The sequence below is a fragment of the Paraburkholderia sp. BR10937 genome (assembly GCF_040965695.1).
In the GTDB taxonomy this organism is placed as follows: domain Bacteria; phylum Pseudomonadota; class Gammaproteobacteria; order Burkholderiales; family Burkholderiaceae; genus Paraburkholderia.
The window spans coordinates 1-19471 of the sequence record NZ_JBFRCL010000048.1 but is presented as its reverse complement, the minus strand read 5'-3'; the positions used below and the strand labels follow the sequence as shown (position 1 = coordinate 19471).

The following is a 19471-nucleotide window of genomic DNA, read 5'->3' as shown; positions in this document are numbered from 1 at the left end:
CAATGGATTTCGACAGCTCACGCGCCGTGCCGCAGTCAGAAGCCGCAAGGCCCGCTGCCGGGCCGGCGGCGGCGTCCAACGTCGCCGCCGCGCCGCAAGCGGCCGCCCTTGTGGCGAGCGGCCTGGCAGGCAAACGCAGCTGGTCCTCGCTCGCGCTCTGGGCCATCGTGTTCGTGCTGCTCGGCGTGGCGTGGCAAGGCGCCGACATGCGCCCGCTCGACCTGTTCACCGACTCTGCGAACATGGGCACGTTCGCGCGCGGCTTCTTCCCGCCGAACTTCTCGGAATGGCGCACGTATGCCCACGAAATGTGGGTCACGCTCGCGGTGGCGCTGTGGGGCACGGCTCTCGCCATCGTCTGCGCGGTACCGTTCGGGCTCATGTCGGCGCACAATCTCGCGCCCGCGTGGGTGCTGCATCCCGTGCGTCGTTTGATGGACGCGTGCCGCGCCATCAACGAGATGGTGTTCGCGATGCTCTTCATCGTGGCCGTGGGCCTCGGGCCGTTCGCCGGCGTGCTCGCCTTGTGGGTGCATACCACGGGCGTGCTGGCAAAGCTCTTTGCCGAAGCGGTCGAAGCCATCGACCCGCGCCCCGTGGAAGGCGTGCGCGCGACGGGCGCCTCGCCGCTCGACGAGATCATCTACGGCGTGCTGCCCCAGGTCATGCCGCTGTGGATCTCGTATGCGCTCTACCGGTTCGAGTCGAATGTGCGCTCGGCGATGGTGGTGGGCATGGTGGGCGCTGGCGGCATCGGCGTCGTGCTGTATGAGGAAATCCGCTCGTTCGATTATCAGCAGACCAGCGCCGTGCTCATCATGGTGATCGTCGTCGTCACGGCCATCGATCTCATCTCCGCAAGACTGCGCGCGCGCGTGATCTGACGCGTTCCCCAAAGCCGCGCGAGCCGAATAGAAACACAACCACGGCTCGCGCGGCTTTTCCCTATTTCTGGCGGCCACACGCGTTCGCTGGAATAATCACACGATTGCGGCCGCAACGGCCCGCGTCTCCAACACACCATTCGATTCGCAATCCCGATGGCCAGTTTCGTCGTTCTGCTGGTCCTGCTCTCGGCACTCATGCACGCGAGCTGGAACGCCTTCCTCCATCTTTCGGGCGACCGCCTCTGGCTGCTCGGCATGTTCTCGGTGCCGTACATCGTCGTGAGCGCGATCGCCGTGTGCGTCCTGCCACTGCCCGCGCCGGCGAGCTGGCCGTATATCGCCGCCTCGGTGGTGCTGGAGTTCGTGTACTGCTTCACGCTGATCCGCGCCTATCGCAGCGGCGATTTCGGGCAGATCTACCCCATCGCGCGCGGGCTTTCGCCGCTGCTCGTGTTCGGCGGCGCGCTCGTGTTCGCGCACGAAGACCTCCATGCGCTCGCGGCCACCGGCGTCGCGCTCGTATCGCTCGGCATCATGTCGCTCGCCTTCCGGCGCGGCATGCGCTTTTCGGGCGAGAGCGTGCCATACGCGCTGCTCACGGGCCTTTTCATCGCGATGTATTCGGTCGTCGACGGCCTCGGCGCGCGCCTTGCCGGCAACGGCATCAGCTACATCATGTGGGTGTATCTGCTCTGGAACGTCCCGCAGTTTCTCGTGGTCTGCAAACTGCGCGGCGGCGCGACGCGGATGTTCACGTCGAAGTCCGCGGTCGCGCGCGGCATGCTCGCAGGCGTGCTCGCGCTCACGGCGTATTGCCTCGTGATCGAGGCGTTCCGCTATTTGCCGATCGCGATGGTTTCCGCGCTGCGCGAACTCTCGTCGATCTTCGCCGTGCTGATCGGCTGGCTCGTCATGAACGAGAAGCTCACGGCGCGCCGCATGGTGGCGTGCGCGCTCGTGACTTGCGGGGCGGTGCTGATCCGGCTGTGAGCGGCCTGCGCCGTCGCGACGGCTTCGCTCACACGAATGCCGGCAACGTCGTATCGATCGCCTCGGCAAGCGTTTCGAACGCCGGCGCGATCTCCTCGTCGGGCACGCAGGCGTAGCCGATCAGCAAGCCCGGGTTCGCGCGCTCGCGCGACGAGTAATACCCCGAAAGCGGCCGCACCACGATATTGCGCGCGAGCGCGGCTTCGGCCACGGCGCGGTCGTCGCTGCCTTCGGGCAGCTGCATCACGACGTGCAGGCCCGCGTCGCCGCCCATCGCCGGCAACGCGTCGCCGTAGCGGCGCGCAACGGCGTCCAGCAGCACCTGGCGGCGCTGGCCGTAAAGCGCGCGCATCTTGCGGATATGCGAGGTGAAATGCCCTTCGGCGATGAACTCCGCGAGCACGGCCTGCTGCAGCAATTGCCCCTCGCGGTACAGCTCGGCGCTCGCGGTCGCGAAGCTTTCCGCCAGTGCTTCGGGCGCCACGAGATAACCCACACGCAAGCCCGGAAACAGCGTCTTGCCGAAGCTGCCCACGTAGATCACCTGCCCTGCCGTATCGAGCCCCTGCAGTGACGCGAGCGGGCGGCTGCCGTAACGGAACTCGCTATCGTAGTCGTCCTCGATGATCCAGCACTGATGCTGGCGCGCGTACTCGAGCAACATGCGCCGGCGCGCGAGGCTCATCACCATGCCGAGCGGGTACTGGTGCGAAGGTGTGACGAGCATGAGCCGCGGCGGCGGCGCGGCGAAGTCGCCGGCCGACGGATTGAGCCCTTCGCTGTCCACGGCGATCGGCCGCGTGTTGAGGCCCGAAACATGCAGCACGCTGCGTACGCCCCAGTAGCACGGGTCTTCGGTCCAGATGGTGTCGCCGGGGTCGGAGAGCAGACGCACCGCCAGGTCGATGGACTGATGAATGCCTGTCGTGATGATGATCTGCTCCGGCGAGCAGCGCACCGAGCGCGAGGTGCGCAAATAGTCGGTCAGTACGTGGCGCAGCAGCGCGAGGCCGCCGCCGGGTGCGTAGGTCAGCAGGTCCGGGCGCAGGCTGCGCCAGTACTTGTTGTGCAGACGCGTCCACACGCGCGCCGGGAAGCGGGAGACGTCGGGCACGCCGGGCATGAACGCGCCGCCCTGGCGCTTCGATACGCCCGCGCCGGTAATCAGGCGCGTGCCGCGTGCCGAAAGTGCGCGCGCTGTGGGGCGCTGCGCCTGCGTGGCGGCTTCCAGCCCGCTTGTCGACGCGGCGCCGGGTGCCACGGCGGCAAGCGGTTCCGGGCCCTGCGCGCTCAGGTTGTTAGTTGCGGCTTTCCCCGTAGATAGCGCGGCCCCTGAAGTGCCTCCATTTCCCCGCGTTTGCATAGAGCCAATTTCCGTCGCGCCGACGATCTCGTCGGGCGACGTGTCCGCCACGAAGGTGCCGCGCCCCGTCGCCGACGTGACATAGCCTTCGAGCACCAATTGTTCGTAGACCTGTGTCACGGTATTGCGTGCAATCCCCAGTTCGGCCGCAAGCAGCCGCGACGACGGCACCCGCGCCCCGGCCGGCAGCTCGCGCGACAGGATCGCCTGCTGCAGCAGCTTGTGCAGTTGCCGGTACACCGGCTGGGCGCTGCCGCGGTCGAGCCGTTCGGCCAGCCAATCGGACAGAACACTCGCACGCATCGAAATTGGCTCCTAAAGATTGCACTGAATGGCTCTGAAATTTAGAGCCAAACGTGAGTATAGTCGCGACATGGACTGCTTGCCGGTCCGTCAACCAACTTCAGAACTGACACCGATTCCACAGGAGATGAACGTGAGCAAGAACGCCGATCTGCAAAGCCGCAAGAACGCCATTACCCCGCGCGGCGTGGGCGTGATGTGCGACTTCTACGCGGAGCGCGCTGAAAACGCGGAGCTGTGGGACGTGGAAGGCCGCCGCTTCATCGACTTCGCCGCCGGTATCGCCGTGTGTAACACGGGCCACCGCCATCCGAAGATCGTCGCCGCCATCAAGGCGCAGCTCGACCAGTTCACGCACACGGCCTACCAGATCGTGCCGTACGAGTCGTACGTCTCGCTGGCCGAAAAGGTCGCCCAGCGCACGCCGGGCAGCTTCGCCAAGAAGGCCGCCTTCTTCACGACGGGCGCCGAAGCCGTCGAAAACGCCGTCAAGATCGCTCGCGCCCACACGGGCCGTCCGGGCGTGATCGCCTTCGCGGGCGGCTTCCACGGCCGTACGCTGATGGGCATGGCGCTCACGGGCAAGGTCGCCCCGTACAAACTCGCGTTCGGCCCGTTCCCGGCCGACGTGTACCACGCCCCGTACCCGAACTCGGTCCACGGCATCAGCACGGCCGACTCGCTCAAGCACATCGAGATGCTGTTCAAGGCCGACATCGATCCGAAGCGCGTCGCCGCGATCATCTTCGAACCGGTGCAGGGCGAAGGCGGCTTCTACCAGGCACCGGCCGACTTCGTGCGCGGCCTGCGCAAGATCTGCGACACGCACGGCATCCTGCTGATCGCCGACGAAGTGCAAACGGGCTTCGCGCGCACAGGCAAGCTGTTCGCGATGGAACACTACGACGTCACGCCTGACCTCATGACGATCGCCAAGAGCCTGGCAGGCGGCATGCCCCTCTCGGGCGTGGTGGGCCGCGCGGAAGTCATGGACGCGGCGGCGCCCGGCGGTCTCGGCGGCACGTATGCGGGCAACCCGCTGGCCGTGGCGTCGGCGCACGCGGTGATCGAGATCATCGAAGAAGAAAAGCTCTGCGAGCGCGCGACGAAACTCGGCGACAAGCTCAAGGCCAGGCTCAACGCGATGAAGGCCGACGTGCCGCAAATCGCCGACGTGCGCGGCCCCGGCGCGATGAACGCCGTTGAGTTCTGCAAGCCGGGCACGAGCGAAGCCGACGCCGACTTCACGAAGCGCGTGCAAACGGCAGCCCTGAACCGCGGTCTGCTGCTGCTCGTGTGCGGCGTGTACTCGAACGTCGTGCGCTTCCTGTTCCCGCTGACGATCCAGGACGCCGTGTTCGACGAAGCGCTCGCGATCCTCGAAGAGTCGGTCAAGGAAGCCGTGGGCGTGCCGGCGTAAGCCTCCACCACATGCTGGCCCACGATCAGCGGGCCAGCCGCGCAACGGCACACCGGCGCTTGCCGCTGTGCCGTTCGTCGTTCTAAATGAATCGAAGTCAGTCCGGAGTGCAAGCATGAACCTGAAAGACGCATCGCTGCTGCAAACCAGCGCCTTTATCAACGGCGAATGGCAAGGCGCCGAAGACGGAGCCACGTTCGAAGTGAAGAACCCCGCCACCGGCGTGGTGATCGGCACGGTGCCGCGCATGGGCGCCGCCGAAACGCGCCGCGCGATTTCCGCCGCGAATGCCGCATGGCCCGCCTGGCGCGCGAAGACCGCGAAGGAGCGGAGCAGCATCCTGCGCAAGTGGCACGACCTGATGATGGAAAACGCCGACGACCTGGCGCTCATCCTCACCACCGAACAAGGCAAGCCGCTCGCCGAGGCGAAGGGGGAGATCGGCTACGCCGCCTCGTTCCTCGAATGGTTCGCTGAGGAAGGCAAGCGTATTTACGGCGACACGATCCCCACGCCCGCCAACGACAAGCGCATCGTCGTGACCAAGGAACCCGTGGGCGTGTGCGCTGCGATCACGCCGTGGAATTTCCCCGCCGCGATGATCACGCGCAAGGTCGGCCCCGCGCTCGCCGCAGGCTGCCCGATCGTGCTCAAGCCCGCCGAAGCCACGCCGTTCTCGGCGCTCGCGCTGGCCGTGCTGGCCGAGCGCGCGGGCGTGCCGCGCGGTGTGTTCAGCGTCGTGACGGGCGACCCGAAGGCGATTGGCGGCGAGCTCACGAGCAACCCCACGGTGCGCAAGCTCTCGTTCACGGGCTCGACGCCGGTGGGCCGCCTGCTCATGAGCCAGTGCGCCTCGACGGTCAAGAAGGTCTCGCTGGAACTGGGCGGCAACGCGCCATTCATCGTGTTCGAAGACGCCGATCTCGATGCGGCCGTCGCCGGCGCCATCGCCTCGAAGTATCGCAACAGCGGCCAGACCTGCGTGTGCACGAACCGCTTCTACGTGCACGACGCCGTGTACGACGCGTTCGCGGGCAAACTGCGCGACGCGGTGGAAGAGCTCAAGGTCGGCCTCGGCACGGAGGCCGGCGTGACGCAAGGCCCGCTCATCAACGAAGCGGCCGTGCTGAAGGTGGAATCGCATATCGAAGATGCGCTCGCCAAAGGCGCTCAGGTGACCACGGGCGGCAAGCGCCACGCGCTCGGCCACGGCTTTTTCGAGCCGACCATCCTCACCGGCGTCACGCCCGCGATGAAGGTGGCGCGCGACGAAACCTTCGGGCCGCTCGCGCCGCTGTTCCGCTTCTCGTCCGATGAAGAAGTGATCAGGATGGCGAACGATACCGAGTTCGGCCTCGCCGCTTACTTCTACAGCCGCGACATCGGCCGCGTGTGGCGCGTGGCCGAAGCGCTCGAATACGGCATGGTGGGCATCAACACCGGCCTGATCTCGAACGAAGTCGCGCCGTTTGGCGGCGTGAAGCAGTCTGGCCTGGGCCGCGAAGGCTCGCACTACGGCGTGGACGACTACGTGGTGATCAAGTACATGTGCATGGCAGGCATGTAACAACCAGACGCAAAGCGGGCGCCTTCTGAGGCGCCCGTTCGGATCGTAACAAGGAGCCGGCGCCGCCATGCGCCGGCTTTTTTACGTGCTTACTGCGTAGCGGCGACCGGCGTCACCTGGGTCGCATAAGCGGAAACGAACACGGCGTGGACCGTGTCGCCGACCTTCAAGGTCTTGAGGTCGATATCGGGCGTGGCTTGCAGCGTGACGGTCTGATACGCGCCGCGCAGCGTCACTTCGCGCTTCTTCGCGTTGATGTGCTGCACCGTGGCCTGGACTTCGACCTGGCGCGCGGCGTCGTAGCCCGACGACGCGGGCAGATAGACATTGGTATCCACACGCTTGCGAATACCCTTGTCCTTGCCCGTTACCTTTTCGGCCGTCATGAGGAGCGCGTTCTTGTAGAGCACGTCGACGTTGTCGCCCACGTTGAGTTGGTCGAAGTTGCTGACCTGCGGACTGAGCGCAATATCGACATCATTGCCGCGCGGCCCCCGCAGCGTGACGACGCGCGCAGCGCGATCGATGCCGACGATCTTCGCGTGGATATGCACCGGCTCTGCGTTGGCAATCACTTCCTGCGCCGCGCTGGTGAGCGCGGTTTGTCCCTGCGGCGCCGAAGCAGGCGCGTCGTTTTGCGCAAACGCCCCCTGCGAAAGGCCAACGCCTACCACCCATGCCGCCGCCAGAATCGCTGCTTTCGTCATTCACATTCTCCTCGTCAAACGGGTTTGAACTGATTGCCGTATTTGCATCGGCGTGTGGCGCCGAAGTGCGGCCGATTCTACGCGCGGCTTTTAAAACGCGGACGCTACCTGGCCGGAAACGGGTCAAGTTACCGCCAACAAATACGGCTGATTGCCGAGGGGTTTGCTGAGGCTCAAATTCTTGTGCGATTGTGTGATGAAACGGATCGCGCAATTGTTGTCAGGCGCGAAATGCTTGTTCCTTGCGTGGCGTTGCCAACTGCATCTGCAGGGACAGACTCGATACAGTACTTACAGACGATTACACATGGGGCACACCCGGCGATCGACGCTGCTCATACAATCGACGCGTCGAAAGTCCTGGGGAGACGATAGTGAGAAAAGTACGAACAATCATTGCAACAGCGGCCTGCCTGCTGGCTTGCGCATCAGTTACGGCCTACGCGCATGGCGGCGGCAATGGTGGCGGTAGCGGCGGCGGCAACGGCGGCGGAAATGGCAATGGCGCCGCGCTGGGTGCGGGCGTCGGCGTTGGACACTCGGACGTTGGCCATATGGACGGGAGGTCGCTGGGCCATATGAGCCATGTGGGATTCAGCAACACGAACAGCCACGTTTCGGCGGACCGTGACAAGGGGCTGGCCCGAGCGGGCGACCGGGCGGGGCATCACGCACGCGGCCACAGTTTGCATGCGGACGGCAGGTCGGCGAGCCATATGAGCGAGCGGGGCTCGAGCGAAACGAACAGCCACATCTCGGCCGATCGCGACAAGGGCCTTGCGCGGGCGGCAGACCGTTCGGCATTGCCGTCGCAACCGCACGCAGGCGACCCAACCTGAACGAGAGCGCCACAAGGGAAGACGAGGGCGCGCAGCAAAACAAAAAAGCCGCGAATCAAATCGATCCGCGGCTTTTCCAATTCAGGGCGACCAGATATCAGACACGCTCGATAGCGATCGCAATCCCCTGCCCCACGCCAATACACATCGTGCAAAGCGCAAAGCGCCCTTGCGTGCGATGCAGCTGATACGTGGCGGTCGTCACGAGCCGCGCGCCGCTCATGCCGAGCGGATGCCCAAGCGCAATCGCGCCGCCGTTCGGGTTGACGCGAGGATCATCATCGCCAACGCCGAGCATGCGCAGCACGGCGAGCCCTTGCGAAGCAAACGCTTCGTTCAACTCGATAACATCGAACTGGTCGATGGTCATGTTCAGACGCGCGAGGAGCTTCTGCGTAGCCGGGGCGGGGCCGATACCCATCACCCGCGGCGCGACGCCAGCCGTCGCGATGCCGAGCACGCGCGCACGCGGCACGAGCCCGAAGCGCTTCGCGTTTTCCTCGTTGGCGAGGAGCAGCGCGCAAGCGCCGTCATTCACGCCCGAAGCGTTGCCAGCCGTCACCGAGCCATCCGGGCGCACGACGCCCTTGAGCTTGGCCAGCGCCTCGAGGCTCGTCTCACGCGGATGCTCGTCGCGCGAGAAAACAATCGGATCGCCCTTCTTCTGCGCAATCGTCACTGCGACGATCTCCTGCGCAAGCGTGCCATCCGCCTGTGCGCGAGCCGCCTTCTGCTGGCTGCGAACCGCGAACGCATCCTGATCGGCGCGGCTCACGTTGTAGTCGACGGCGACGTTTTCGCCCGTTTCCGGCATCGAGTCCACACCGTACTGCTGCTTCATCAGCGGATTGACGAAGCGCCAGCCAATCGTCGTGTCGTATATCGCTGCGTCGCGTGCAAAGGCGCTCGCCGACTTGCCCATGACGAACGGCGCGCGGCTCATGCTTTCCACGCCGCCCGCAATCATCAACCCGGTTTCGCCCGACTTGAGCGCGCGCGCGGCAATGCCCACGGCGTCCATGCCGGAGCCGCACAGGCGGTTCACCGTCGAGCCCGGCACGGCTTGCGGCAAGCCCGCCAGCAGCGACGACATGCGCGCGACGTTACGGTTGTCCTCGCCCGCCTGGTTCGCGCAGCCGTAGATGACGTCGTCGATCGCCGTCCAGTCCACCTCCTTGTTGCGCTCCATCAGCGCCTTGAGCGGCACGGCGCCGAGGTCGTCGGCGCGAACCTGGGCCAGGGCGCCCGCGTAGCGGCCGATAGGCGTGCGAACCGCGTCGCAGATGAATGCTTCCGTCATGTGAGTCTCCTTTCGATCGCAGGCACTTGATGCGATCCCATGCAAAGATGATTGAGATTGACGGACTGCGCGGGCGAAAATGGGAGCTCGAACGCGCACGTCCTCGTGCGATTTGTTCGACTGTCGAACCAATGATCGATAATCGAACAATTTGACGGCCATAATAGGCGTGTCCTGGGACGGGTGTCAAGCACGCGGACCTGGCGCCAAAAAGCGAAAAAGCCGCACGGGACAGGTACCCGTGCGGCTTCGCGAGTTCAGGCGGGCGCGAGGCGCCAGCCAGTGAGGCGAACGCTTAACGCGACATCATGAGCGCGCCGACGTTGTGCATGACCCAGATGGTGCCGAAGATCAGGAACGCGGCGGCCAGTACCGTGTACGCGAGCGACAGCACGTTCCAGCCCTGCCCCGGCGACGTGTTCAGATGCAGGAAGAACACGAGGTGCACGACCACCTGCACGAAAGCGAGCACCGCGATCACGATCAAGGCCGTGGTGGCATCGAGCGTACCGTGCAATACGACGCCGAATGCGCCAGCGGTAAGCAGCACCGAAAGAATGAAGCCCGCCACATAGCTGCCGAGGCTGCCGTGCGACTCTGCATGAGTTTGAGCCATTTAGAGCACGCTCCCGAGATAGACAAAAGTAAACACGCAGATCCACACGACGTCGAGAAAGTGCCAGAAGAGGCTCAGGCACGTGAGGCGGCGGACTTCCTGCTCGCCCAGTTCGCGTGTGCGCACCACCTGGATCATCATCACGAGCATCCACAGCAGGCCGAAGAACACGTGCAGCCCGTGCGTGGCGACCAGCGTGAAGAACGACGACAGGAACGCGCTGCGCTGCGGGCCGGCGCCTTCTGCGATCAAGTGCGAGAACTCGCGCAGTTCGAGCACGAGGAACGACGCCCCCAGAATGAAGGTAATGGCGAGCCAGCCGAGCACCACGCCGTTCTTGCGCTGGTGCGCGCCGAGCATCGCGAAGCCGTACGTGATGCTCGAAAGCAGCAGCACGGCCGTTTCGAGCGCCACGCCCTGAATATCGAACAGGTCCTTGCCCGTGGGGCCGCCCGCGAACTGCTGGCTCAGCACGCCGAACGTGGCGAACAGCGCCGCGAACAGCAGGCAGTCGGTCATCAGGTAGACCCAGAAGCCGAATACCGAGTGCGACTGCGGGTGATCGTGGTGATCGAGTTCGGCAAGGGTTGCCGCATTGGTTTTCTGTAACATCAGACTGCCTCCTCGGCGACCAGGTCGCGCTTGGCCACGGCGGCGCCGGTGCCAAAGCGGCTTTCTTCGATCTCGCGGACCTTCGCGGCCGGAATGTAATAACCGTCGTTGTTGCCGAAGCTCTTGAGGATCACCGTCAGCACGACGCCAATGAACCCGAGCACCGCCAGCCACGTGATGTGCCACACGGCCGCGAAACCCAGCACGAGGCTGAACACGCCGATGAAGAGGCCGGCCGACGTGTTCGACGGCATGTGGATGTCGCTGTATTTCGCGGCGAGGCCCGGAGCGCGGCCCGCTTCCTTCATGTGCGCGAAAGCGTCGATGTCGTCCACGTGCGGAATGACCGCGAAGTTATAGACCGCCGGCGGCGACGACGTCGCCCATTCGAGCGTGCGGCCGTCCCACGGATCGCCGGTCACGTCCTTGCATTCGGCCTTGTTGCGGTTCACGAAGGCCATGACCCACAGCAGGACCTGGAACACGACGCCGACCGCGATGATCGCCGCGCCAATCGCGGCGACGACGAAGTACGGATGCCATTCGGGCACATCGTAGTGGTTGGTACGACGCGTGGCGCCCATGAAGCCGAGCACGTAGAGCGGTATGAAGGCCACGTAGAAACCGACGAACCAGCACCAGAACGACGCCTTGCCGAGCTTTTCGCTGGGCTTCAGGCCGAACACCTTCGGGAACCAGTACTGCAGGCCCGCGAGGTAGCCGAACACCACGCCGCCGATAATCGCGTTGTGGAAGTGAGCGACCAGGAAGAGCGAGTTGTGGAGCACGAAGTCCGCGCCCGGAATCGCGAGCATCACGCCGGTCATGCCGGCGATCGAGAACGTCACCATGAAGCCGACGGTCCAGAGCACGGGCGCGGTGAAGTGCACACGGCCGCGATACATCGTGAACAGCCAGTTGAAGATCTTCACGCCGGTGGGAATGGCGATGATCATCGTCGCGATACCGAAGAACGCGTTGACGTCGGCGCCCGCACCCATCGTGAAGAAGTGGTGCGCCCACACGAGGAACGCCAGCACCATGATCGCGCACGAGGCGTAGACCATCGTCTTGTAGCCGAACAGCGGCTTCTTGCAGAACGTGGCCATCACTTCCGAATAGATGCCGAAGGCAGGCAGCACGAGGATGTACACCTCGGGGTGGCCCCACGCCCAGATCAGGTTCAGATACAGCATGGCGTTGCCGCCCAGCTCGTTCGTGAAGAAGTGCGTGCCGACATAGCGGTCGAGGCCGAGCAGCGCCACCGCGATCGTGAGGATCGGGAACGTGGCCATGATGAGCACGTTCGAGCACAGCGCGGTCCACGTGAACACGGGCATCTTCATGAGCGTCATGCCGGGCGCGCGCATCTTGACGATCGTGACGAAGAAGTTCACGGCCGTGATCAGCGTGCCGACACCGGAAAGCTGCACTGCCCAGATGTAGTAGTCCACCCCCACGTCTGGACTGAACTGCAGTTCAGAGAGCGGCGGATACGCGAGCCAGCCCACTTTCGCGAACTCGCCGACCACGAGCGAAATGTTGACGAGGATCGCGCTGATCGCCGTCATCCAGAACGAGAGCGAGTTCAGGAACGGGAACGCCACGTCGCGCGCGCCGATCTGCAGCGGCACGACGAGGTTGAAGAAGCCGACCATGAGCGCCATCGCCATGAAGAAGATCATGATGACGCCGTGCGCCGTGAAGATCTGGTCGAAGTGATGCGGCGGCAGATAGCCAGGCGAATCGAACGCCATGGCCTGCTGGATACGCATCATGACCGCGTCGGCAAAGCCGCGCACGAGCATGAGCACCGCCACGATCATGTACATCACGCCGATGCGTTTGTGGTCCACGCTCGTGAGCCACTCGGTCCAGATGTACTTCCACTTGCCGGTCACGGTGACGAGACCGAGCACGCCGACGACGATCAGCGCCATGAACGCCGCCGCGCCCATGATGATGGGCTGATCGAACGGGATCGCCTCTAATGTGAGTTTTCCGAACATGCTGCTTACCCCTTGGTCACGCAGGACGGGTCGAAAATCGTGACGTGCCCGTTGTTGTACTTCGCGATGATGTTATTGAAGAGCTTCGGGTCGACGGTCGAGAAGTACTGCACCGGCGCCTTCTCTCGCGGCTTCGCGACCGTTGCGTACTCGTCCATCGAAAGCTGGGTGGACGACGTCTTCACCTTCTGCACCCACGCGTCGAAGTCCTGCTGGCTCGTGGCGAGCGTGCGGAACTTCATGTCCGAGAAACCCTTGCCGCTGTAGTTGGACGAGAGACCGTCGAAATCGCCCGCTTCGTCGGCGATCAGGTGCAGACGCGTTTGCATGCCCGCCATGGCGTAGACCTGGGTGCCCAGCTGCGGGATGAAGAACGAGTTCATCACCGAGTCCGACGTGATGCGGAAGTTGACCGGCGTGCCCACCGGCACGGCAAGCTGGTTCACCGAGGCGATGCCGAGGTCGGGGTAGATGAAGAGCCACTTCCAGTCGAGCGCGACGACCTCGACGTTGATGGGCTTCACGCTCGACTCCAGCGGCTTGTAGGGGTCGAGCTCGTGCGAAGTGCGCCACGTGAGGATGGCGAGGAACAGGATGATCGCGGCCGGAATGGCCCAGACCACCACTTCGATCGCCGTGGAGTGGGCCCACTTCGGCGCGTAGGTCGCGTTGCGGTTCGAGGCGCGGTAGCGCCACGCGAACAGGAGCGTCAGGATGATGACGGGCACCACGACCAGCAGCATGGCCCATGTGGCCGTGAGGATGAGCGACTTCTCGGCCGCGCCCACGCTGCCCTTCGGGTCCAGCACGGCAAAATTGCCGCTGCACCCCGCAAGAGAAACGAGCAGCCCGCTGCCGAGGGGGATTAACCACCTTTTAAAGGCTTTTCTGTCTTTCATGTTTGCCTGTTCTTCCGTTGTCCACCAAAACGCGTAACACCCAACACATTTGCATCGCAAATTCGCCACGCAAAATGCACCCGTATCGTATTCAGCGCGATTCTACGGAATGCACCAATCTCAAAATTTGATCTTTGCTAAGGATTAGCCAGCGGGACAAAGCTCGCCCAGGCAAGCGCGACGGAAAGCCGCAAATATCTTTCCAGGAGCTTTCACCGCGCAGACACCTACTGTGTGCCGGTTTCGGCGTGATGGACAGCGCGCGTGCACGCGAAGACAGGGCACGAAGATACGCGCGCGGCGCAATCGAAGAATGGTCAGAAAATGCGCCGATTCATTCGAATTTCGACATCACTTATTTCGTTCTAAATTCGGGCCCCGTCGATATTCGGCTTTTTAATAATCAATTCACACGTCAATCATTTTTTGGCCACAATGAATTGACTAGAATCAAATAACTGAATGTCGCATGATCTGGCGTGCGCATTTGACGCATGTCACGCCACGCTGCACTATCGATGTCGACGCAGGCGCCCTGCCGCGAAAGTTTGCGGCCGCCCCGCCCTCGCCGCCTTCGCCACTTGTTGGCGAAACCGATCGCTTGGGTTATCTTGATAGGTTCTTCAAGCGCAGCAGCAAGACCGAACGCCACGCCCATGAATTCTGCTTCCAGTGCCCCGCCAGACCGCTCCGCCGACCAGCAGGAGATTCCCGAAAAACCGGGCGACTCCTATGTGCAGTCGTTCGCGCGCGGGCTTTCGGTGATCCGCGCGTTCAACGCCGAGCATCCCGAGCAGACCCTCACCGACGTCGCCGCCGCCACGGGCCTCACGCGCGCCGGGGCGCGCCGCATTCTGCTCACGCTGCAGACGCTCGGCTACGTCGAAGCCGAGGGACGGCTCTTTCGCCTCACCCCGCGTATTCTCGACCTGGGCTTCGCGTACCTCACGTCGATGCCGTTCTGGAATCTCGCCGAACCGGTCATGGAAGAGCTGTCACAGGAAGTGCACGAGAGCTGCTCGGCGGCGGTACTCGACCGCACCGAGATCGTCTACGTGCTGCGCGTGCCCACGCACAAGATCATGACGATCAACCTCTCGATCGGCAGCCGCCTGCCGGCCTACTGCACCTCGATGGGGCGCGTGCTGCTCGCCTCGCTCGACGACGCCGCACTCGACGAAACGCTCGGCTCCTCGCCGCTCTATGCGCATACGGGGCGCACGGTCACCGACGTCGGCGAACTCAAGAAGATCATCGCCCAGGTGCGCCAGCAGGGCTGGGCCATCGTCGATCAGGAACTGGAAGGCGGCCTCATCTCGATCTCCGCGCCGATCCGCAACCGGCAGGGCCGCGTGATCGCCGCGATGAACATCAGCGGCAACGCGCAGCGCACCTCGGCGAAGCAGATGGTGAAGACCTTCCTCGATCCGCTTCAGCAAGCCGCGGCGCGTGTGTCCGGCATGGTCGCGCGGCGCACGTAAAGGCAACTGATCGCAACCGGGCGCGACCGGGCGAACCCGCCCCGGCGTGCTCGAGCCGTTTCAGGCAACCTCGGCAAACACCTGTACGAGCCAGTCGGCGAAAGCGCGCACGCGCAGCGACAACTGGCGGTTCTGCGGATACAGCACCGAGACCGGCAAGGGCGGCGGCGGATGCGCGGGCAGCACGACGCACAGTTCGCCGTTGGCGAGCAGTTCGCGCACGCGGTAGAGCGGCACCTGCACGATGCCGAGCCCCGCCAGCGCGCCGGCCGCATAGAGTTCGGCGCCGTTGACGGCCACCGGACCCGGCAGCGTTACGCGAGCGATGCCGTCAGCGGTCGTAAATTCGAGCGGGAGGGCTCGGCCCGTGGACGGCGAAACATAATTCACGGCACGATGGCCGGGCCGGCCCGGATTGTCCGTGTGCGTGCCGGCGAGTGCCTCGATCGACTCCGGGTCGCCATGCCGTTCGAGATACGCGGGGCTCGCGCAGGTCACCTGCTCGAGCAGCGCCACGCGCCGCGCGATCATCGAGGAGTCGGCCAGTTCGCCCGCGCGCAGCACGCAGTCCACACCCTCGCGCACGAGATCGACGAAGTGGTCGCCCGAGCCAATGAAAAGCTCGACGCGCGGATAGCGTGCGAGAAAGTCGGGCAGGCGCGGCATCACGAAATACTGCGTGAGCGTGCCCTGCATGTTCACGCGCAAGCGCCCCTGCGGATCGGTGTCGCGAAACGCCTCCTCGGTTTCCTCGAGGTCGGCGAGCAGGCGCATGCAGCGCTGGTAGTAGGCGTCGCCGTCGAGCGTCGGCTTGACCTGGCGGGTGGTGCGTTCGAGCAGGCGCACGCCGAGACGCGCTTCGAGACGCTTGATCGAGTTGGTGACCGTCGCGCGCGGCAGGTTCAGATCCTCGGCCGCCTGCGTGAAGCTGCGGCGGTCGACGATGCGCGTAAAAATCTGCATCTCCTGGAAACGGTCCAAGGGCATTCTCGTTGAGTTCTCGGGTCGCCTGCATCTTCTCATGGCAACCGTACCCAACCAAAAATCCCCCGGCCCGTTCGAGCCCTTAAGCGGCTGTTAAGCGGTGCTCGAGGACGGCGCCGAGACTATCCGGCCGCCACCTGCAGCACGAGCTTGACGAACGCCCCGCCCGCCTCCTCCAGATGCCCCGAGTTGTCGATGCGCGCGAACGCGGCGCCCGACGGCACCTCGAACGGCGCACGCCGCGCGAGACGCAACGCGACCTGCTCGGGCGTTTCGCGCGCCCGGGAAGCGAGGCGCGCGGCGAGGACGTGCTGCGCGGCTTCGATGTGCACGAGCGTCATGCGCGGGTAGCGCTCGAACGCCTCGCCCGCGTAGGCGCGCGAACCGTTCACCACGACGGTGCAGCCAAGCGCCATCCATTGGTCGATCTCCACGCCCACGCCGTAGCGCAGCGCGTGGCTGCGCCATTGCAACGCGAACAGGCCGCGCTGCGAACGCGCCTCGAATTCGGCCTCGGTGAGCGCGATGTGGTTCTCGCCGCCGCTGTCTTCGCGCGTGATGTAGCGATGCGCGAAGACGACGTCTTCGCCGGACAGGCGCTCGCGCGCATAACGCAGCAGCGTGTCCTTGCCCGCGCCCGAAGGCCCCATTACATAGATCAGGCCGCCCTTCATGCGCGGGCACCCGCGAACGGCAAGCGGCGCCACAGCGCGAATGGCACGCCCGGCCCGGGCTCGACGAAGAGCGCCGCGCCGTCCACCGGCAGCGGGTTGGCATCGTGCATCTGTATGTTCCAGGCATCGACGAGTTGCGCGCACGTTTGCGCGTCGTTGAGCGAATCGGATAGCGTCATGTGAAAGCGGAATTCTTCGAACACGTACGGATAGCCCCATGTTTCGACATAAGCGCGCTGACGCTGCGTGAGCGGCGCGTCGAGGCGCTTCGCGAGTTCGGCGGGCGTTTGCGGGGCGCGCAGCGAGCCGAGCGCGCGCAGTGCGTTGGCAGCCAGCTCGCGCAGCGCGGTTTCAGCGGCATCGTCGGCGGGGCGCAGCGCCACGAAGCGGCCGAGCAACGCTGCTTCGACACTGGCTTCGAAGCGCGCCTGGCCCTGCGCCCACTGCTGCGCGGCGGCCAGCAGCGCGGCTGGCGTCACGCCCGACGCGAGACGGAACGGCGGCACGAGAGTGCCGTGCCAGCCGTAGCGGCGTGGCGCGACCGTGAGCGTTTCCAGCGGCTGCTCCAGGCCTGCGAGCCACGGCGGCGGCGGGAGGGTGTCGCCCGTCTCCGGATCGCGGCCAAGCCACGCACAGCCCGCCCGCCACCACGCCGACTCGCGCGGCGGCGCATAGTAAAGCGCGAAGCGCGTGGCTTCGTTCCAGTCTTCGTGCAGCACGCTCATATGTCGTGCTCCACCATCAGCTGCACGCGGTCGGCGGCGAAGTGCGTGATGCCGTACTTGATTGGCACGCCTTCGAGATCGACGTCGACGTTTTCCACCCACAGCACCGGCTGCTGCCGGTTGATGTTCAGGCGCCGCGCCACCTCGGCCTCGGGCAGCACGCTGCCGATACGGCTCCACTTGCGCAGATAGTCGGTCACGCCGAATTCGGCGAGGGCCTTCGACGTGCTGTCGACGCGCTCCATGACCACGGGCAGATCGGCGAAGCGTGCGGCGGGATACCAGCTGCGCGCGTAAGTGAGCGGCACGCCATCCGACTCGTGCAGCGTTTCGAGCCGGTAGACGAGCGCGCCCGCGCGCAGCCCCAGGGCCTTGGCGACCGTGGGGTCGGCCTTGCCACGCGAGGACGACAGCAGCTTGCCTGCCGCAGAATGCTGATGGCGCTTCAGGTTCTCGGTAAAACGCGTGCGCTTGCCGATGGTGTAGTCGATCGCGCCGGGCTGCACGAAGGTGCCGCGCCCCTGCTCCACGCTCACGAGCCCCAACGCCGCGAGACCCAGCATCGCGCGCCGCACCGTGTGGCGGTTCACGTCGAAGCGGCGCGCAAGCTCGCCTTCGCTAGGCAGCCGGCCGTCTTCGCCGAAGCCCTTCGCGGCGATCTCCGCCGCGAGGATCTGCTCGATCTGCCGCCACACCGCTACACCCGCGCCGCGCTCAAGCAGGCTGGACGGCGCCTCGTCGTTCGATGTCATGGTGCTGTCATTCCTCTCGGTTCCAATAGCGTTTTGTGCATTGTAGTGCGCAGGGCGTGATGGAAATATGAAAACCTTCATTGCGTCCGCACTGGACGACTGTACCACTAAACGTCTAGACGTTTAGATGAATAGATGGTTCAATCGAGGTCCAGACAAGGCTGTTCGAAAGGCGCAGTTGCCATGTCCGTTCTCCCCCGTTCACGACACAGGAACTCCGATGAACGCTTCCTCCACCCCATCCTCCGCACCGGCGAGCCGGCGCGCATGGATGGCCGTTCTCGCGCATACCCCGCGCGCCGAGCTTGAAGCGGCGCTCAGCGTCGCGCTCGCCGGTGCGCCCGAGCCCGCCTTCGACTGGCTGCGTCCGCCACAAACCGGACTGGCCATGGTACGCGGGCGCATTGGCGGCACCGGCGACGCCTTCAATCTGGGCGAAGCCACCGTCACGCGCGCCACGCTGCGCCTGCGCGCCGCGGACACCGAAGGCGGAGATGCCGGCCAGTCCGGCCCGGTCGGCGTGGCCTGCCATCTGGGCCGCGACAAGCGACGCGCCGAGCTGGCCGCGCTCGCCGATGCGCTGCTGCAACTCCCCGCGCGCCACGACCAGCTGCACGCCCGCTTGATCGAGCCGCTTGCCGCGCGGCTCGCCGCACAGCGTGACGCGCGCCGCGCCGACGCCGCCAGCACGCGGGTCGAGTTCTTCACGATGGTTCGAGGTGACGCATGAGCGACCAACGCAATGCCATGACGCCCGATCTGCTCGCGGCGCTCGCGCCCGGCTTCGGCGATCCGGTTCACGACACGCAGACGGTGTTCCGCACGCTGCTCGACGCGCTCGCGCGCCCCGGCACGATCGGCGTGGTCGAAACGCCGCTGCCGGCGGCCACGGCGGCGGATGCGTCCCCCGCGCGCGCCGGCCTCGCCGCGTTCGCCTCGCTGCTCGCACTCGCAGACTACGCCACGCCGGTGTGGCTCGCCCAGCCCGACGCCGCACTCGCGGCCGCGCTGCGCTTTCACGCAGGTGCGCCGCTTGCACAGCAAGCGCGCGAAGCCGCGTTCGCCTATGTGCACGACGCCGCGGCCCTGCCGCCACTCGACGCCTTTGCAAGCGGCACGCCCGAGTCGCCGGAGCAGTCGGCCACGGTGTTCGTGCGTGTCGATTCGCTCGCCGGCGGCGCACCGCTCACGCTGCGCGGCCCCGGCATCGAAACGACCTGCAGCATCGCGCCCGTCGGCCTGCCCGAGCGCTTCTGGCGCGAACGCGCCGCCCTCGCGCCGCACTTTCCGTGCGGCTTCGACTTCTTTCTCGTGTGCGGGTACCGCCTGATGGGCCTGCCGCG

Annotated in this window: 20 protein-coding genes; 8 read left to right on the top strand and 12 right to left on the bottom strand. The window is 65.3% G+C overall.

Annotation, left to right across the window (positions count from 1 at the left end; genetic code table 11):
• Nucleotides 1-2 precede the first annotated feature (2 nt).
• Nucleotides 3-884 carry a phosphonate ABC transporter, permease protein PhnE gene (gene phnE / locus AB4Y44_RS30995; protein ID WP_342919236.1) on the top strand — a complete coding sequence of 294 codons (882 nt, stop codon included), beginning with the start codon at nucleotides 3-5 and terminating at the stop codon, nucleotides 882-884.
• Nucleotides 885-1040: 156 nt separating this feature from the next.
• Nucleotides 1041-1877, top strand: a complete 837-nt coding sequence (locus AB4Y44_RS30990) for an EamA family transporter (protein ID WP_342919013.1) — start codon at nucleotides 1041-1043, stop codon at nucleotides 1875-1877.
• Nucleotides 1878-1905: 28 nt separating this feature from the next.
• Here the strand turns inward: AB4Y44_RS30990 and AB4Y44_RS30985 are convergent, their stop codons facing one another.
• Nucleotides 1906-3543, bottom strand: a complete 1638-nt coding sequence (locus AB4Y44_RS30985) for a PLP-dependent aminotransferase family protein (RefSeq protein WP_342919014.1) — start codon at nucleotides 3541-3543, stop codon at nucleotides 1906-1908.
• A 127-nt stretch (nucleotides 3544-3670) separates the two neighbouring features.
• Between AB4Y44_RS30985 and gabT the strand changes: the two genes are divergently transcribed.
• Entirely contained in the window at nucleotides 3671-4963 is a 1293-nt protein-coding gene (gene gabT / locus AB4Y44_RS30980) for a 4-aminobutyrate--2-oxoglutarate transaminase (protein WP_342919015.1), read from the top strand.
• A 115-nt stretch (nucleotides 4964-5078) separates the two neighbouring features.
• A complete protein-coding gene (gene gabD, locus AB4Y44_RS30975) occupies nucleotides 5079-6530 on the top strand; it encodes an NADP-dependent succinate-semialdehyde dehydrogenase (RefSeq protein WP_368701710.1) in 1452 nt (483 codons plus the stop codon).
• An 89-nt stretch (nucleotides 6531-6619) separates the two neighbouring features.
• Here the strand turns inward: gabD and AB4Y44_RS30970 are convergent, their stop codons facing one another.
• Nucleotides 6620-7237, bottom strand: coding sequence for a hypothetical protein (locus AB4Y44_RS30970; RefSeq protein ID WP_368701709.1), 618 nt, complete (start codon nucleotides 7235-7237; stop codon nucleotides 6620-6622).
• A gap of 392 nt (nucleotides 7238-7629) precedes the next feature.
• Between AB4Y44_RS30970 and AB4Y44_RS30965 the strand changes: the two genes are divergently transcribed.
• Nucleotides 7630-8076 (top strand): hypothetical protein, encoded by a 447-nt coding sequence (locus AB4Y44_RS30965; protein ID WP_342919237.1) that lies wholly within the window; start codon nucleotides 7630-7632, stop codon nucleotides 8074-8076.
• A 97-nt stretch (nucleotides 8077-8173) separates the two neighbouring features.
• Here the strand turns inward: AB4Y44_RS30965 and pcaF are convergent, their stop codons facing one another.
• From pcaF to AB4Y44_RS30935, 6 genes are all read right to left on the bottom strand, one after another.
• Nucleotides 8174-9376 carry a 3-oxoadipyl-CoA thiolase gene (pcaF, locus tag AB4Y44_RS30960; protein ID WP_368701708.1) on the bottom strand — a complete coding sequence of 401 codons (1203 nt, stop codon included), beginning with the start codon at nucleotides 9374-9376 and terminating at the stop codon, nucleotides 8174-8176.
• 295 nt (nucleotides 9377-9671) lie between these two features.
• On the bottom strand, nucleotides 9672-9992 hold the full coding sequence (cyoD, locus tag AB4Y44_RS30955) for a cytochrome o ubiquinol oxidase subunit IV (protein WP_254353663.1): 321 nt from the start codon (nucleotides 9990-9992) through the stop codon (nucleotides 9672-9674).
• Nucleotides 9993-10604: a cytochrome o ubiquinol oxidase subunit III gene (gene cyoC, locus AB4Y44_RS30950; protein WP_342919019.1), complete on the bottom strand. Its 612-nt coding sequence runs from the start codon at nucleotides 10602-10604 to the stop codon at nucleotides 9993-9995.
• On the bottom strand, nucleotides 10604-12613 hold the full coding sequence (cyoB, locus tag AB4Y44_RS30945) for a cytochrome o ubiquinol oxidase subunit I (RefSeq protein ID WP_368701707.1): 2010 nt from the start codon (nucleotides 12611-12613) through the stop codon (nucleotides 10604-10606). The genes cyoC and cyoB overlap by 1 nt, the downstream gene beginning before the upstream one ends.
• A 5-nt stretch (nucleotides 12614-12618) precedes the next feature.
• Nucleotides 12619-13512, bottom strand: a complete 894-nt coding sequence (gene cyoA / locus AB4Y44_RS30940) for a ubiquinol oxidase subunit II (protein WP_342919021.1) — start codon at nucleotides 13510-13512, stop codon at nucleotides 12619-12621.
• A gap of 415 nt (nucleotides 13513-13927) precedes the next feature.
• The gene (locus AB4Y44_RS30935; RefSeq protein ID WP_368701706.1) at nucleotides 13928-14170 is read right to left on the bottom strand and encodes a hypothetical protein; all 243 of its coding nucleotides are present in this window, start codon (nucleotides 14168-14170) and stop codon (nucleotides 13928-13930) included.
• Here AB4Y44_RS30935 and AB4Y44_RS30930 point away from each other — a divergent pair.
• The gene (locus AB4Y44_RS30930) at nucleotides 14169-14993 is read left to right on the top strand and encodes an IclR family transcriptional regulator (RefSeq protein WP_342919023.1); all 825 of its coding nucleotides are present in this window, start codon (nucleotides 14169-14171) and stop codon (nucleotides 14991-14993) included. The two genes, AB4Y44_RS30935 and AB4Y44_RS30930, sit on opposite strands and share 2 nt — an antisense overlap.
• A gap of 60 nt (nucleotides 14994-15053) precedes the next feature.
• Here AB4Y44_RS30930 and AB4Y44_RS30925 read toward each other — a convergent pair whose 3' ends face one another.
• From AB4Y44_RS30925 to phnF, 4 genes are all read right to left on the bottom strand, one after another.
• Nucleotides 15054-15974: a LysR substrate-binding domain-containing protein gene (locus AB4Y44_RS30925; RefSeq protein ID WP_342919024.1), complete on the bottom strand. Its 921-nt coding sequence runs from the start codon at nucleotides 15972-15974 to the stop codon at nucleotides 15054-15056.
• A gap of 125 nt (nucleotides 15975-16099) precedes the next feature.
• On the bottom strand, nucleotides 16100-16651 hold the full coding sequence (gene phnN, locus AB4Y44_RS30920) for a phosphonate metabolism protein/1,5-bisphosphokinase (PRPP-forming) PhnN (protein ID WP_069261879.1): 552 nt from the start codon (nucleotides 16649-16651) through the stop codon (nucleotides 16100-16102).
• Nucleotides 16648-17376, bottom strand: a complete 729-nt coding sequence (locus AB4Y44_RS30915; RefSeq protein WP_342919025.1) for a DUF1045 domain-containing protein — start codon at nucleotides 17374-17376, stop codon at nucleotides 16648-16650. The genes phnN and AB4Y44_RS30915 overlap by 4 nt, the downstream gene beginning before the upstream one ends.
• Complete coding sequence (gene phnF, locus AB4Y44_RS30910) at nucleotides 17373-18128, bottom strand: phosphonate metabolism transcriptional regulator PhnF (protein WP_342919026.1); 756 nt, start codon at nucleotides 18126-18128, stop codon at nucleotides 17373-17375. The genes AB4Y44_RS30915 and phnF overlap by 4 nt, the downstream gene beginning before the upstream one ends.
• Nucleotides 18129-18348: 220 nt before the next feature.
• Here phnF and phnG point away from each other — a divergent pair, with 220 nt between their 5' ends.
• Together phnG and phnH are read left to right on the top strand one after the other, a co-directional pair.
• Nucleotides 18349-18858 carry a phosphonate C-P lyase system protein PhnG gene (gene phnG, locus AB4Y44_RS30905; protein ID WP_342919027.1) on the top strand — a complete coding sequence of 170 codons (510 nt, stop codon included), beginning with the start codon at nucleotides 18349-18351 and terminating at the stop codon, nucleotides 18856-18858.
• The coding region (gene phnH / locus AB4Y44_RS30900) for a phosphonate C-P lyase system protein PhnH (RefSeq protein ID WP_368701705.1) at nucleotides 18855-19471 on the top strand (617 nt) is incomplete at its 3' end. The genes phnG and phnH, both read left to right, overlap by 4 nt.